At 64.3% G+C, this 14,026-nt stretch carries 14 protein-coding genes; 4 read left to right on the top strand and 10 right to left on the bottom strand.

From position 1 onward, the window contains the following. Positions 1-192: 192 nt before the first annotated feature. A complete protein-coding gene (gene nhaA, locus CAG18_RS14460; protein WP_015271532.1) occupies positions 193-1,368 on the top strand; it encodes a Na+/H+ antiporter NhaA in 1,176 nt (391 codons plus the stop codon). Between the two features lie 69 nt (positions 1,369-1,437). Here nhaA and CAG18_RS14455 read toward each other — a convergent pair whose 3' ends face one another. Next, on the bottom strand, positions 1,438-1,902 hold the full coding sequence (locus CAG18_RS14455; protein ID WP_013973925.1) for a glycine zipper 2TM domain-containing protein: 465 nt from the start codon (positions 1,900-1,902) through the stop codon (positions 1,438-1,440). 146 nt (positions 1,903-2,048) lie between these two features. Here CAG18_RS14455 and CAG18_RS14450 point away from each other — a divergent pair, with 146 nt between their 5' ends. Beyond that, on the top strand, positions 2,049-2,282 hold the full coding sequence (locus CAG18_RS14450; RefSeq protein ID WP_013973926.1) for a hypothetical protein: 234 nt from the start codon (positions 2,049-2,051) through the stop codon (positions 2,280-2,282). Between the two features lie 143 nt (positions 2,283-2,425). Here CAG18_RS14450 and pdxH read toward each other — a convergent pair whose 3' ends face one another. From pdxH to dinG, 5 genes are all read right to left on the bottom strand, one after another. Then, a complete protein-coding gene (gene pdxH, locus CAG18_RS14445; protein ID WP_015271534.1) occupies positions 2,426-3,073 on the bottom strand; it encodes a pyridoxamine 5'-phosphate oxidase in 648 nt (215 codons plus the stop codon). 18 nt (positions 3,074-3,091) lie between these two features. Further along, a complete protein-coding gene (locus CAG18_RS14440) occupies positions 3,092-4,069 on the bottom strand; it encodes an OmpA family protein (protein ID WP_015271535.1) in 978 nt (325 codons plus the stop codon). Between the two features lie 99 nt (positions 4,070-4,168). Continuing rightward, positions 4,169-5,314: a serine hydrolase domain-containing protein gene (locus CAG18_RS14435; protein ID WP_085721078.1), complete on the bottom strand. Its 1,146-nt coding sequence runs from the start codon at positions 5,312-5,314 to the stop codon at positions 4,169-4,171. A 257-nt stretch (positions 5,315-5,571) separates the two neighbouring features. After that, positions 5,572-7,806, bottom strand: coding sequence for a beta-galactosidase (locus tag CAG18_RS14430; protein ID WP_054573722.1), 2,235 nt, complete (start codon positions 7,804-7,806; stop codon positions 5,572-5,574). A gap of 81 nt (positions 7,807-7,887) precedes the next feature. Continuing rightward, positions 7,888-10,032 (bottom strand): ATP-dependent DNA helicase DinG, encoded by a 2,145-nt coding sequence (dinG, locus tag CAG18_RS14425; RefSeq protein ID WP_013973931.1) that lies wholly within the window; start codon positions 10,030-10,032, stop codon positions 7,888-7,890. A 98-nt stretch (positions 10,033-10,130) separates the two neighbouring features. Between dinG and CAG18_RS14420 the strand changes: the two genes are divergently transcribed. Then, positions 10,131-10,595, top strand: coding sequence for a CopD family protein (locus CAG18_RS14420; RefSeq protein WP_085721077.1), 465 nt, complete (start codon positions 10,131-10,133; stop codon positions 10,593-10,595). A 150-nt stretch (positions 10,596-10,745) separates the two neighbouring features. On the opposite strand, the gene CAG18_RS14415 is transcribed toward CAG18_RS14420, so the two are convergent. From CAG18_RS14415 to CAG18_RS14400, 4 genes are all read right to left on the bottom strand, one after another. Next, positions 10,746-11,504, bottom strand: a complete 759-nt coding sequence (locus tag CAG18_RS14415) for a collagen pro alpha-chain precursor (RefSeq protein WP_085721076.1) — start codon at positions 11,502-11,504, stop codon at positions 10,746-10,748. Beyond that, entirely contained in the window at positions 11,497-11,772 is a 276-nt protein-coding gene (locus CAG18_RS14410) for a DUF1145 domain-containing protein (protein ID WP_013973933.1), read from the bottom strand. Before CAG18_RS14410 ends, CAG18_RS14415 begins: the two co-directional genes overlap by 8 nt. Positions 11,773-11,870: 98 nt before the next feature. Then, the gene (locus CAG18_RS14405) at positions 11,871-12,590 is read right to left on the bottom strand and encodes an OmpA family protein (RefSeq protein ID WP_085721075.1); all 720 of its coding nucleotides are present in this window, start codon (positions 12,588-12,590) and stop codon (positions 11,871-11,873) included. A gap of 89 nt (positions 12,591-12,679) precedes the next feature. After that, on the bottom strand, positions 12,680-13,372 hold the full coding sequence (locus CAG18_RS14400; protein WP_003258902.1) for an OmpA family protein: 693 nt from the start codon (positions 13,370-13,372) through the stop codon (positions 12,680-12,682). Positions 13,373-13,531: 159 nt separating this feature from the next. Here CAG18_RS14400 and CAG18_RS14395 point away from each other — a divergent pair, with 159 nt between their 5' ends. After that, complete coding sequence (locus CAG18_RS14395) at positions 13,532-14,026, top strand: DUF6231 family protein (RefSeq protein ID WP_015271541.1); 495 nt, start codon at positions 13,532-13,534, stop codon at positions 14,024-14,026.

Genomic DNA, 14,026 nt, shown 5'->3' with positions numbered 1-14,026 from the left:
AATCAGAATTATCCAACCCAGAGATCAGACTCTCCCTCCCCCTTCCTTCCCCATCTGCATCTAGGCTTCCCTCAGCCCAGCCAGTAACAACATATAACAAAAACGAATATGGTTTTTGTTTGAAAGCATATCGCCAAAGGCTAGGGTGTACGCCCGTTCCATTGTCAACTGCTCATGGAGAGCCTATAGCCCGTGCGTAGCCTGTTCACCCGCTTCTTCCAGCTCGAAGCCGCCAGTGGCCTGTTGCTGATCGCTGCGGCCATCCTGGCCCTGATAATCAACAACTCGCCGCTGTCCTACCTGTACAGCGGCCTGCTCGACGTTCCCGTCGCCGTTCAGGTCGGTGCGCTGCACATCGCCAAACCGCTGTTGCTTTGGATCAACGACGGCCTGATGGCCCTGTTCTTCCTGCTGATCGGCCTGGAGGTCAAGCGCGAGGTAGTCGACGGCCACCTGTCCAAGCCCTCCCAGGTAATCCTGCCAGCCACCGCCGCCGTGGGCGGCATGGTGATACCGGCACTGATCTACTGGTTCATCAACCGTGACAACCCTGCCGCCATAGCCGGCTGGGCTATCCCCACAGCCACCGACATCGCCTTCGCCCTCGGCGTACTGGCCCTGCTGGGCAAGCGCGTGCCGGTGTCGCTGAAACTGTTCCTGATGACCCTGGCGATCATCGACGACCTGGGTGCGATCATCGTCATTGCCCTGTTCTACTCGGGCACCCTGTCGAGCATGTCGCTGCTGCTGGCTGCCGCCTGCCTGGTGTTGCTGGTGTCGATGAATCGGCTTGGCGTGGTCAAGCTTGGGCCCTACATGGTCGTTGGCCTGATCCTGTGGGTCTGCGTGCTCAAGAGCGGCGTGCATGCCACCCTGGCCGGCGTCGCCCTGGCCCTGTGCATCCCGCTGCGCACGCGCCATGCCGAACGCTCACCACTGCTTGCCCTGGAACAAGCCCTGCATCCTTGGGTTGCCTACGCCATCCTGCCGCTGTTCGCTTTCGCCAACGCCGGTGTATCGCTGTCAGGCGTGACCTTAGAAAGCTTCACCCACCCGGTGCCACTGGGCATCGCCGTGGGGCTGTTGCTGGGCAAGACCGTGGGTGTCTTCGGCCTGACATGGGTCGCGGTCAAGCTGCGCCTGGCCGCACTGCCTGCAGGCGCCAGTTGGGGGCAATTGCTGGGTGTGGCGATACTTTGCGGTATCGGCTTCACCATGAGCCTGTTCGTCGGCTCGCTCGCCTTTGTGCCTGGCAGCAGTGATTACGCCGGGATGGACCGCATGGGTATTCTCACCGGCTCGTTCTTCGCCGCCGTGTTCGGCTATGCAGTAACCGCCATGGCCAGCCGCAAGTCCAACGTCGGCTGACCTGGCCGCAGCATGAAAAAACCCCGACTGGCGAGCGCCATGTCGGGGTTTTTTCTTGTTGGGCTACGGTCAGTGCGTGACGCGGCTGGTGCCATCGACGGTCATGATGCGCACGCGGTCGCCAACGCGGAAGATCTCGTTCTGCTGCACGGCCTGCACATAGGCACGCATGCTGCCATCGTCCTCACGCACGGTGATTTCGACACCCTGGGTACGGGTCAGGCCCTCTTCGGCGGCGGAACCGGCCAGGCCACCGGCAACGGCACCGATCACGGCGGCGACGATGCTGCCTCGGCCACCACCCACGGCGCTCCCGGCCACGCCACCCACGATGGCGCCAGCACCGCCACCGATCGGGGTCTTGGTGCCTTCGATCTTGACCGGACGCAGGGACTCGATAGTGCCCATGCGCACAGTTTGCACGCGGCGGGCCTCATCACGGGAGTAGCTGTCACCGGTCAGGCTCGAGGCACAGCCACCCAGCAACAGCGACATGGTGGTAAAGGTCGCCACCAGCAAAGCGGATTTACGCATGGGTAAGGTCTCCATAAGTCAGGTGCTCATTAGACGCTGCACGTTGACGGCTGTCACGGTACAAACGTAATAAAATTGTTTTCATTCAGCCAAGGGACAGCCTGCACGGCTGTGTCGAGGCCTTTCAAGTGAGACCAAGGATAGCCATGGATTACTTCATCGTCGTGGTCACCACCGTTGCGGGGCTGTATTTCCACTGGTGGCTGTATGTGCGCATGCGCCGCTGGATGGACCGTGACCTGGCGTTGTCGCTGGCAGGGTCGGACCCTGAAAAACGCGCGTATATGCTGCAAAGGCTGGAGCAGGCGCGGGTGGAGAAGGTGGGGCGCAAGCAGTTGGCGGGGTGGCTGGAGCGGGAAGCTGCGGGGTATCCTGGGTAGCCTGATGGAGTGCCGGGGCTGCTGCGCAGCCCTTTCGCGACACAAGGCCGCTCCTACAGGGGGCCGCGTCAGTTGCCGGGATCGCGATCTCCTGTAGGAGCGGCATCGTGTCGCGAAAGGGCCGCAAAGCGGCCCCAACAATCTCAGGGCGCCAACCGCTCCCGCAGCCATTGCCCGTCCACCAGCCGGTAGTTCAGTCGGTCATGCAGGCGGCTGGCCCGCCCCTGCCAGAACTCGATGCGCTCAGGTAGCAAACGATACCCACCCCAATGCTCCGGACAATGCGGCTGGGTGTCGGAAAAGCGCGCCTCAGTGGCCTTGACCAGTCCCTCCAGCTCCTCACGACCGGCAATCACCTGGCTCTGTGGCGAAGCCCAAGCACCCAGGCGGCTACCCAGCGGGCGCACCTGGTAGTAGGCGTCAGACTCCTGGGGGGTGACCTTTTCCACCCGCCCTTCGATGCGCACCTGGCGCTCCAGCGCCGGCCAGAAGAAGGTCATGGCGGCGAAAGGGTTGACCAGCAGTTGCTGGCCCTTGGCACTATCGTAGTTGGTGAAGAAAGTGAAGCCACGCTCATCGAGCCCCTTCAGCAACAAGATACGGCAGTGCGGGCGGCCTTCACCGTCGACAGTGGCCAAGGTCATGGCGTTGGCTTCCACCGGCACCTGCTCGGTTTTCACCGCTTCGGCGAACCACTGGTGGAACAGGGCGAACGGCTCTCCCGGGGCCTGGGATTCGGCCAGGCCATCACGGGTGTAGTCGCGGCGCATATCGGCCAGGGATTGGGTCATTGCTGCGTTCCTTGACGATCAGTTGGTCTTCGCAGGGCTGTTGGCAGCTACTTTCTTTTCAGTGGTAGCTTTCTTGGCAACCGGCTTGGCCGGTGCAGCTTTTTTCTTGGCCGTGGTCTTGGCTGGCGCCTTAGCCTTGGCTTTGGTCACAGGCTTCTTCGCCGCAGCCTTGATGGCCGGCTTGCTGTCGGCAGGCTTGGCAGCAGGTGCTTTGACATCTTGCACCGCCACCATTGGCGCGCGCGCCGGGGCGGCTTGCTGGTACTTGGCCAGCAGGGCGACCATGGTGTTCTGCGGGGTCAACAGCATTTCCACACGGCGGTTCAGGGCACGGCCCTCGGCGCTGTCGTTGGCGGCGCGCGGCATTTCCGAGCCCATGCCCTTGAGGTTCAGACGGTCACGCTGCAGGCCGCTGAGGCGGAAGATGGCCGACACCGAAGCGGCGCGCTCCAGGCTTAGCTTCTGGTTGGCGGCAGCGACCCCGCTGCTGTCGGCATGGCCGAGCACCAGCACAGCGGTCTTGGCATCGCCTTCGACAGTCTTGGCCACACGAGTAATCGGGCCCAGGGTCATCGGCAGCAGCATGTTCGGACGATCGGGGTTGTACGAACTGTCCACCGGGATGGTTACGGCCAGCACGTTGTCACGACGCTCCAGCTCCAGCTTGCTGCCCTTGATCGCCTCACGCAGCTTTGGCTCGTACTCGTCCAGCCAGGCCTGGGTGGCCTTCTGGTCGACCTTCGGCACCACCGGCCCCTTGGCCTGCTTCTCTTCACCGCCGAACGGCCACCACCAACGGCTGGCGTTGTCGGACTTGGCGTCGGCCTTGGCCACATTTTCCGTGACGGCTTGCTTCACTTCCTGCTCGGCAACCTTGTCCGAACCGAAGGGCCACCAGCTAGAGGCGCTGTCCTTCGAGCCGTCCTGGGGGTGACTGGCGCAGCCGGTAACGGCGGTCAGGCACAGGGCGAGTGCTAAGGTTTTGTGTGAAGACATCAGCGATACACCATGAAATAGAAAGAAATTTTGCTTACGCCCTTCAGGCGTTGGCATTGAGGATAGTCAAAGGGCTGGGGCAATACCCGCATTACCCGATCAAAGGCAATTGGCAAGGACGCGTACCAGTTTCTGGGCTCGCGGGTCCATGAGCACATAAGGGCCAAGGGTATTGACCACGAAACCGAAGGCCACATCGTGTTCCGGGTCAGCGAAACCAACCGAGCCGCCGGCGCCTGGGTGGCCGAAGGCGCGGGCCCCGAGGCCGAACGTGGCATTGGCCACGTCTGGCTGGTCGAGCATGCAGCCCAGGCCAAAACGGGTCTGGGTGAGCAGAGTACGATCCTGGCCGAGGCTGTGCTCACGGGTGAGTTCGTCGAGCAGCTCTGATTCGAGCAGCCTACCGTCCAACAGCCCGGCATAGAAGCCCGCCAGGCTGCGCGCATTGCCATGGCCATTGGCCGCTGGCTGCTGCATGCGCCGCCACTCCGGCTTGTTGGTACTGGTCAGGATCGCCGGCGGGTTGGTGAAGGCACGGGTCGACAGAGCCTCGGGCTCGCGCATGGTCACCTGCAGCAGGCGCTGAGCCGCAGCGTCCCCGGCGTTGCCCTTGCCACGGGCGATATGCGCTACGCGATGAAACTCATCGTCCGCCAGGCCGATATGAAAATCCAGCCCCAACGGCCGAGCGGTACGGGCCACGATCGAGTCGCCGGGGCCACGGCCGTCGGCACGGCGGATCAGCTCGCCAATCAGCCAGCCGTAGGTAATTGCGGCATAGCCATGCTCGGTGCCGGGTGTCCACCAGGGCGTTTCGGCAGCCAGCGCATCGACCATGGCCTGCCAGTCATACAGTGCCTCGGCCGGCAGCAGCTCACGGATGGCCGGCAAGCCGGCGCGGTGGCTGAGCAGCTGGCGCAGGGTAATCGCCTGTTTGCCTGCCTGGGCGAACTCGGGCCAGTAGTTGGCCACCGGCGCATCAAGCGCCAGCTTGCCCTCGCCGACCAGTTGCAGGGCGGTGACAGCGGTGAAGGTCTTGGTGCAGGAAAACAGGTTGGCGATGGTATCGCTGTGCCAGGCCTGCTGGCCGTCCTTGTCGGCACTGCCAGCCCACAGGTCGACCACGGTTTCGCCACCAACCTGGATGCACAGCGCGGCGCCACGCTCCTGGGGATCATCGAACAGCGCGGCGAAGGCTTCGCGCACTGCTTCGAACTTCAGCTCATAGTGACCCTGGATCTGCACCCGCTGTTCTCCGTACGACCAATTCCGAAAATGGTGTGCATTGTTTCAGTAGTTGCGTGTTTTGCAAACTGGCTTGGGCCAAGTGGTCGCGACGAATGGCAGCCAGGACGAACGGTGCCCCTGTAGGAGCGGCCTTGCGTCGCGATGGGCTGCGCAGCAGCCCCGGTAATTTGTGCATTGCGGCTGAGATCCTGGGGCTGCTGTGCAGCCCATCGCGACACAAGGCCGCTCCTACACAAGACCGCGTCAGCCGGTTGCTAGGGCGCCGGTTTTTCCAGTTGGACGCGCAGCTGGCTCATTGCCTGCAAGTTGCTCTTGCGCACGGCATCGACAAACCCCGGGTATGGCATATCGGTGATCGCCACCAACCCTAGGTGACCGTTCTCGCCATCGAGCAGGCGGCCGCTGGCCGGCTGGTCGAGGTACTGGAACCAGTGCGCGCCAACGATCATCGGCTGCGCCAGGGCCGCCTTGAGGAAGTTGCCGTAGGCCGGGCCACGGTCCTCTTCCCGCGCCACTTCCAGCGGCCCCGGCCAAAACGGCCCGCGATCGCGCGAGCCGAACTGGAACTCGGACACCAACACCGGCTTGTCCAGCTCGGCCAGGCGGGTGAAGTCGTAGCCATCCTGCGGCTTGAGGGTATAGAAGTTGAAGCTGAGCACATCGCAGAACTCGGCGCAGGCCTTGACCGCCTCCGGCGTGCTGACGGCATAGCGGCCACCCAGCAGCAAGTGATTGGGCGCATGCCACTTCAACGAGTCGGCAATGGTCCTGAAGTAGGTTTCGGCGAACACCTGCTGGAAGTGCTGGTAGTCACGCTCGATTTCCGGGTGCTCCGGGTTCGGCAACGGTGCCTCGAAACCCGGGTCCTCCATCAGTTCCCAGGCGCTCAGCTCGATGCCCCAGGCCTTGGACAACCCTTCCTGGTTGCGGTACTTGTCACGCAGTTGCTTGAGGAAGGCGCGCTTGGCCGGTACGTCGGTAGTCAGGCGCAAGGTTCCGTAGGCCAGGCCGTAACGCGCCTTTGGGTCGCTACCGGGGGCGGCCCAGGCCAGTTCGTTGTCGGCGAAATAGCCGATCAGCCAGGGGTCGTCACGGTGATCGCGGGCGGCAATGGCCACGGCGCGCTCGGTGGCCATGGCAAAACGCGGGTCGAACGGGTCGGGCATGCGGCCCCACCAGTCCATGCCAGTGCTGATGCTGGCGTAATCCCCCACGATCGATAGCGGCAAGGTGTACGGCATGCGCCTGGTCTGGCCCAGGGCCGGTTCGCTCCAGTTGCCGACCGTGTTGAAACCCCAGGCCTGCAGGCGGTCGAGCGCATGCGCCTTCCAGCGGGCGGTATCCAGCGCCAATGGTGGGCAGCTTGCTGGCTGCCCCTCTACCGCGGGCGGGCAGGGTTTGCCATAGGTGCGCTGCAGGTTGGCGGCATAGAAATCGAACCAGCGCCCCTGCTTGAAGTTGCGACCTTGCGACGAGGGGTTGCCATCGTCGTTGTTGCCATCACCATAGAATGCGGCCAGTGCATCCCCCTCAACCGGCAACCCCTTGAACATCCCCTCACGCCCGGCGACGTAGGTACGCCCGCCATCCGCGGCGACGGCATTCACCCCCAGGGAATAGAACGGATGCCCCTCGGGCGTTACCAGGTACCAGCGGCCGTCACGCTTTTCGGTGCGGAAGAAGCCTTTGGCCTCGAACGCCGGCCCGGCCAGCAGGCCTCCGTAAGCGTCCAGCTGCTGCTTGCCACGCTCTGCCAGCCAGCCTTTGAGCTGTTGCTGCTCGCGTACATCGGCCGCCTTGAGCTGCTCGTCATTGGTAACCTTTTCTGGCCAATGGCCGCGGGTGGACTGGCCATAGGCATCGATCAGTTCCTGGTAGGCCGCCTTGTATGCCTGGTCGTCATCCTGGATGCCCACCCGCTCGATCAGCAGGTTCTGCGCCACCTTGGGGTTGGGGATACTCAGGCTGACCGACGTCACCTGCTTGAGGTCGACCGCACCGGCGCTGCTGGTCAGCAGCAGGCGCTGGCCGCCATGGTTCCAGGGCATGGGCGGGCCGGCGCGCATGCCTTGGCTCAATGGCGAACTGGCCGTCAGCGGTACCATCACGGTTTGTGCAGGACCGGCCGGAAGGTCGATGCGGCTGGTCAACGTGCGCCCATCACTGCCCTGCACCACCACGTCCACGGTCAGCGCCCAATCCATCGCGCTTTGCAGGCGCAAAGTCAGGAACTGACCGCCGGACCAGTCCCACACACCGCTTTGCGGGCTCAGGCGCAGGGTCGGCCGCTCGGCCGGGTTGAACACCACGCGCCGCAACACTTCACCTTCGGCCGTCTGCTCCGCGTTGTACTGCGGCATGCCGGCATCCTCGGTCGCCACATTGACCACCGAGGCCGGGCGCACGAAGCTGAAAAGCGTCTGCTGCCCAGCCAGCAACGGCGAGCTGAACAACAGGGCAAAAACGGCGGGCAGGGTACGGCGGACCATAAGGCTGGGGCTCTCCTTCAGGGCCCTCATGGCCCACGACTGAGTAATGGACAACGCACCGGAGCAAGTGTGCTCCGGCGGTCAGGAAATCTCCCGCCGGAACGGCGGCAGCGCATTGAGAATAGCCTTGCCGTAGCGCTGGGTGACCAGGCGCCGGTCAAGCAAGGTGATAACACCGCGGTCCTGTTCGGTTCGCAGCAGGCGGCCGCAGGCCTGGATCAGCCGCAGCGAGGCATCGGGCACGGCAATTTCCATGAACGGGTTGCCGCCGCGAGCTTCGATCCACTCGGCCAACGCCGCTTCGACCGGATCATCAGGCACGGCAAAAGGAATCTTGGCGATCACCACGTGCTCGCAGTAGGCACCCGGCAGGTCGACACCCTCGGCAAAGCTGGCCAGGCCGAACAGCACGCTGTGCTGGCCATCGTCGACCCGTGCCTTGTGCTTGTTCAGGGTTTCCTGCTTGGACAGGTTGCCTTGGATCAGCACTAGCTTGCGCCAGTCACGGTCCAGGCCATCGAACACGTCCTGCATCTGCTTGCGCGAGGAGAACAGCACCAGCGCGCCACGGGCATCTTCGACGATGTTCGGCAGTTCGCGGATGATCGCTGCGGTATGCGCCGCCGCATCGCGCGGGTCGGCCTTTAGGTCGGGGACCCGCAGCAGGCCGGCATCGCCATGCACGAACGGGCTGGGCACCACGCAAGTGACCGCGTCACGGGGCAACCCCGAGCGCATGCGGAAGCGGTCGAACTTGCCCAGCGCAGTCAGCGTCGCCGAGGTCACCAGTGCGCCATGTGCCACGCTCCAAAGGCTGCGGCGAAGCATTTCGGCGGCCAGGATGGGGCTGGCATTGACTTCGATGTCGAACAGCGCACCGCTCTCGGCCAGGGTCAGCCAACGGGCCATGGGTGGGCTGTCTTCCGGGTCTTCGGCGGTAAAGGCCGTCCACAGCTCCCAGTTGCCCTGGGCACGGGTGACCAGGCTACCGAACAGCGGGTACCACTCCTCGGCCTGGTGGCTGGCGATGCCGATGTTGACCTCACCGTCCATGCCTTCCTTGAGCAGGTCGGCCAAGCGGGTGAACAGGTCGTTGAGGCGGGCAAAGCCTTTTTTCAGCTCGATGCCCACTTCGCGAATCTGCTCCGGCACCACGCCGCCTTCGAAGCGGTAGCGCGGGCGCTCACGGCCTTCGTTGTCCTCGCTGGGGCGGAAGTCGGCAACCTGCTCGCACAGGGTGAACATGAACTGCTGCTGGGTGCGCACTTCTCGCGCAAGCTCCGGCACCTGCTCGATGTACTTGCCCAGGTCACCGGGCAGCGGGTGCTGGGCCAGAAGCTTTGTCAGGTTCTTGGCGGTCTGCTCCAGCCAGTCGGCAGTGGAGCGCAGGCGCGAATAGTGGGCGAAATGGCCGATGGCCTTGTCCGGCAGGTGGTGGCCTTCGTCGAACACGTACATGGTGTCGCGCGGGTCGGGCAACACCGCGCCGCCGCCCAGGGCCAGGTCGGCCAGCACCATGTCGTGGTTGGTGACGATCACGTCGACCTTGCCCATGCCTTCACGGGCCTTGTAGAACACGCACTGCTGGAAGTTCGGGCAATGACGGCCGGTACACTGGCTGTGGTCGGTGGTCAGGCGTGCCCAGTCCTGGTCTTCCAGGGCTTCGGGCCAGCTGTCGCGGTCACCGTCCCAGCGGTTGCCGGCAAGCTTCTCGATCATGCTGTTGAACAGCTTCTGGCTCCGCTCGTCGACTTCGATGTGGAAGCCTTCTTCCTCGAACAGCTGGGCGGTGGCCGACTGGGCGTGGCCCTCCTGCAGCAGGATGTCGAGCTTGGACAGGCACAGGTAGCGGCCACGGCCCTTGGCCAGGGCGAAGCTGAAGTTCAGCCCGCTGCTGCGCATCAGGTCGGGCAGGTCCTTGAAGACGATCTGCTCCTGCAGCGCCACGGTGGCGGTGGCGATCACCAAACGCTTGCCGGCGGCCTTGGCGGCCGGAATGGCAGCCAGGCTGTAGGCCACCGTCTTGCCGGTACCGGTGCCCGCCTCCACTGCCACCACGGCAGGCTCGCCGGCACGGCGGCCTTCTTCGTCGCAGGCGATGTCGCCGAGCACCTTGGCCACTTCGGCGATCATCAGGCGTTGGCCATAGCGCGGCTTGAGGCTCTTGGCTTCGAGAAAACGCGTATAGGCGCCCTGGATGGTGGCTTTGAGTTCGTTGCTGATCATGGTCTGCAGGCGCCCGGAGGGCTGGATATATTTTCAGTGTTTCGCATGGGGCGGCTATCATACCCCGCTATTGCCCTTTATGCCGCATGGAGATCCGGATGCTTGCCTTTGCCCTGCCCTACACACTGCATGTCCTGGCCGCCCTGGTGTGGGTCGGCGGCATGTTCTTCGCCTGGCTGGTGCTGCGCCCGGCAACAGTTGCAGCCCTTGAAGGGCCTGCCCGGCTGCGCTTGTGGGTGGAAGTTTTCCGACGCTTCTTCGGTTGGGTCTGGCTGGCAGTGGCGATTTTGGCGATAAGTGGTATCGGCATGTTGCACATGCGCTTCAGCGGCTTCGAGACTGCACCGAAATATGTGCAGGTGATGATCGGTGGGGGCATCGCCATGTTTGCCCTGTTCATGCGCATCCAGGCGCTGCTGCTGCCGGAATTGAGGGGGGCAGTGCAGGCCGAGGACTGGCCGGCGGGTGCGGCAGTGCTGGGACGGATTCGGCGGATGGTGGGGATCAACCTGCTGCTCGGTCTGGCGGTGGTAGCCGTGGCCAGTTCGCGGCTGATGTTCTGACAGGATCTGCTCGGCCCCTGTAGGAGCGGCCTTGTGTCGCGATGGGCTGCGCAGCAGCCCCGGCATTTTGTGCGAAGGCGCTGAAATCCTGGGGCTGCTGCGCAGCCCATCGCGACACAAGGCCGCTCCTACAGGGCGCGCGGCAAGGCTTCAGAGGCGCTGCAGAATCAGCTCACCTACAGCGCCGGCCAACCCAGGTTGGCCCGGCTGCCCCGGCCGGCCGTTGGCGCCGGCGTCTGTGCGGTAAACCAGGCAACCCTTGCTAGCCCCGCCCTTGCCGGCCTTGCCAGCAGCCCCGGCCTTGCCCGGTGCGCCGCCGTCCAGGCGCACCACGATGCGTTCCTGCGGGAAGCCCTGCGGCACGCTCAGGCGGATGCGCCCACCCGGCGCGCCATCGTGCCCGTTGCCGCCGTCATCGCCGTTGGCACCGCGGCTGGCCTGGCCCCAGGTGCAGCCACCGGCCTGGCCGTTGGCGCCATCCAGCCCCTCGTACCCCGGCGCACCGGCACCGCCACGGGCATCGATGGCCAGGCGCTCGGCATCCACTTCAGCCAGTTTCAGGTCCAGGCTGCGGCCTGACCGGGCCCCCCGCTGGTAAGTACCCGCCGCTCCCGGCGCACTGAATTCGCTACCCTCACCCAGCCGCGCACTGCGCGCCTCGATCAGCAACGGGCTATCGGAAGGTGCAATGGCGATACGCGCATCGCGCCCCAGCTCCAGCTGGTCGACCTTCAATTCCGCGAGCGTGGCAGGCAGCAGCAGGGTTGCGGCATCGGCGACACGCAACTGTGCCAGGTGCACGCTGGCAGACTTGTCGGGCAGGCGCAGCATGGAATTGGCAGCGACCTCCAGGCTTTCGGCCTGGGCCAGGGGAGCGGCCAACATGGCCAATAACATCAGATTACGCATTTCGCGGCGCCTCCTGCACACGGGGGATGGACATGACATGGAAGATACCCGTCAACAGGATCTGCAAACGATCGAACCAGCGGTGGCTGCGGCCGCGCAAGCTGCCATTGAAGAACAGCACTTCAAGCAGGTGCAGGCCCAGCAAGGTGATGCCGGCGGCGTTGATCAGCAGGTTGAAGGGCAAGGGTTGTGGCATGAACTGATTGAACAGCACCACCCCCCAGAAAGCGACAGTCAGGACCTTGCCCAAGCCCAGGATGAACTTCATATCCCGCCCCCATGGATTGTTGTTATGTCGAGACGGCCCGTTCGAGCGGGCCGTGCGACCAACATTAACTGCAATGCCCGGACAGGCGCCAGCACCACTCAGTTGAGGTGCAGTTCCACCCGTCGGTTGCGGGCACGGCCCTCCTCGCTTTCGTTGTCGGTGAGCGGTTCACTCTCGCCGCGCCCCTGGCTGGTGACCTTGCCCGCCTCCAGCCCCTGGCCGATCAGGTAAACGGCCACGCTGCTGGCGCGGCGTTCGGAAAGTGCCTGGTTGTAGCTGTCGGAGCCGACGTTGTCGGTATGCCCGATCACGCTTACCTTGGCCACCGTCGGTGAATCGAGTTTTGCCACCAGGCCTTGCAGACGCTGCTGGGCCGCCGGGGTCAGCTCGGCGGAATCGAAGGCGAACATCACCGCGCCGTTGTCATCCAGGATGATCACCTCCGGCGAGGGTTCAGGTTCAGTGGCAGGCGGCAATGCGGGGTACACCCTCAACGGGCAACCCATGTGGTCGACCGCAGTGTTGGTGGGGGTATCGGGGCAACGATCACGGCGGTCGAAAATGCCGTCGCCATCTTCGTCGCCATCCTGGGCGTAACAGATCAGGCCCCCGGCGATGGCGCCAAGGGCACCGCCGCCAGCCGCCCAACTCGAACTTTCGATGGCGCCCAGGCCACCACCGACCAGGCCGCCGAGCAGGCTGCAGATGGGCCAGGTCCTCTGGTTGAGCGGCGCGCTGCCATCGCTGTGGGTGGCGCAGCCCGCTAGCAGGCTGGCAGCCACCAACAGCGGCAGCGCCGCCTTCGACGTCACACTCATGCTGAATGCTCCTGTGTCATTGGCCACGGGCGGCTGACCGCCGTGAAGACGCGCCCGTACCACTGCTCAAGGCACGGGCGCACGCCGATCTACCGCTGGATCTTGATCTCGGTACGACGGTTCATGGCACGCCCCTCGGCCGTGGCGTTGTCTGCCACCGGCTGGGTTTCACCAGCACCGACCACCGACACGAAGCTGCTGCGCGGCACACCGCTCTCGACCAGGTAATCGGTCACCGAGTGGGCACGGCGCTCGGACAGTTTCTGGTTGTAGCTGTCGGAGCCGACGCTATCGGTATGGCCGCTGACGCTCAGGCGGGCGGACGGCGCCTCCTGTTTCAGGCGCGTGGCGATGGTGTTGAGGCGCTCCTTGTCGCTGGCGGTCAGGCGCGCAGAGTCGAACTCGAAGTGCACATCGCGGATGACGATGACTTCTTCCTTCTGCACCACCACTTCCTCGACCACCGCGGCCGGCTCCGGTGGGCAGCCGTTGGCATCGACCTGCACACCGCGCGGGGTGCCTGGGCACTTGTCACGGCTGTCCGGCACACCGTCACCATCCTCGTCGCCATCGCCATGGGCCCAGCAATAGCCCGCCGCCAGGCCACCGCCCAGCAACGCGCCCCAACCAGCCCAGCTGGAGCTCTCGATGGCGCCCAGGGCAGCGCCGCTTACACCCCCGACGGCGGCACATTTCGGCCAGTCGGTCTTTTGCAAACCTGCACAACCAGTCAACACACTGGTGAGCAGAACCAGGGGTATCGCTGTGCGTACTATGCTCATTTCATTGCTTCTCCTAGGGGGAATCGGCATAAGGCCGATTTCAGGGAGTAAAGACCGAGCATCTGATCCCTGCCACCAATAAGCCACGACACAGTCACATGCCTCTTTGCCCGCACGCTGCGGCCCGCTAGTCTTGGATGACTTCAACGAGGATTGGCAATGACCGACGGTTTTTCCCAGCGCACCCCGCAGCAGGCCTTGGCGGCCCTGCTCGATCGCTTCACTCCGCAACGCCTGCTGCTGGTGGGCACGCGCTTCCCGGCGCTGGACGCCTTCGCCCAGGCGCACCCACAGGTAACCATCGCCACGGCCGCCCCAGGCCCGCTGCCGGCAGAACTGGCAGCCCAGCGCTTTGACCTGGCGGTACTGGTGGACTGCCTGGAGCACCTGCCAAAACGCACCGGCCTGGAATTGCTCGGTGGCATTCGCAACCTCAATGCCAGCCGGGTCGCTGTGCTGGCCGACCTGGCCGCCTGTGGCTGGCAGGACACCGATTTCTTTGCCCTTGCCCTGTCGGCCAGCGAGAAATTCCGCCGTGACCAGCAGGTATTGAGCCTGTTCACCTATGATCTACATGACTACAAGCAGGTACCGGACTGGCTGAATGCCAAGTTCTGGGCCAACCCTGAAAACTTCGGCAAGTACTGGTGGTGA

The sequence above is a fragment of the Pseudomonas sp. B22(2017) genome, assembly GCF_002113105.1.
In the GTDB taxonomy this organism is placed as follows: domain Bacteria; phylum Pseudomonadota; class Gammaproteobacteria; order Pseudomonadales; family Pseudomonadaceae; genus Aquipseudomonas; species Aquipseudomonas asiatica.
This window is presented reverse-complemented; position numbering and strand designations above follow the sequence as displayed.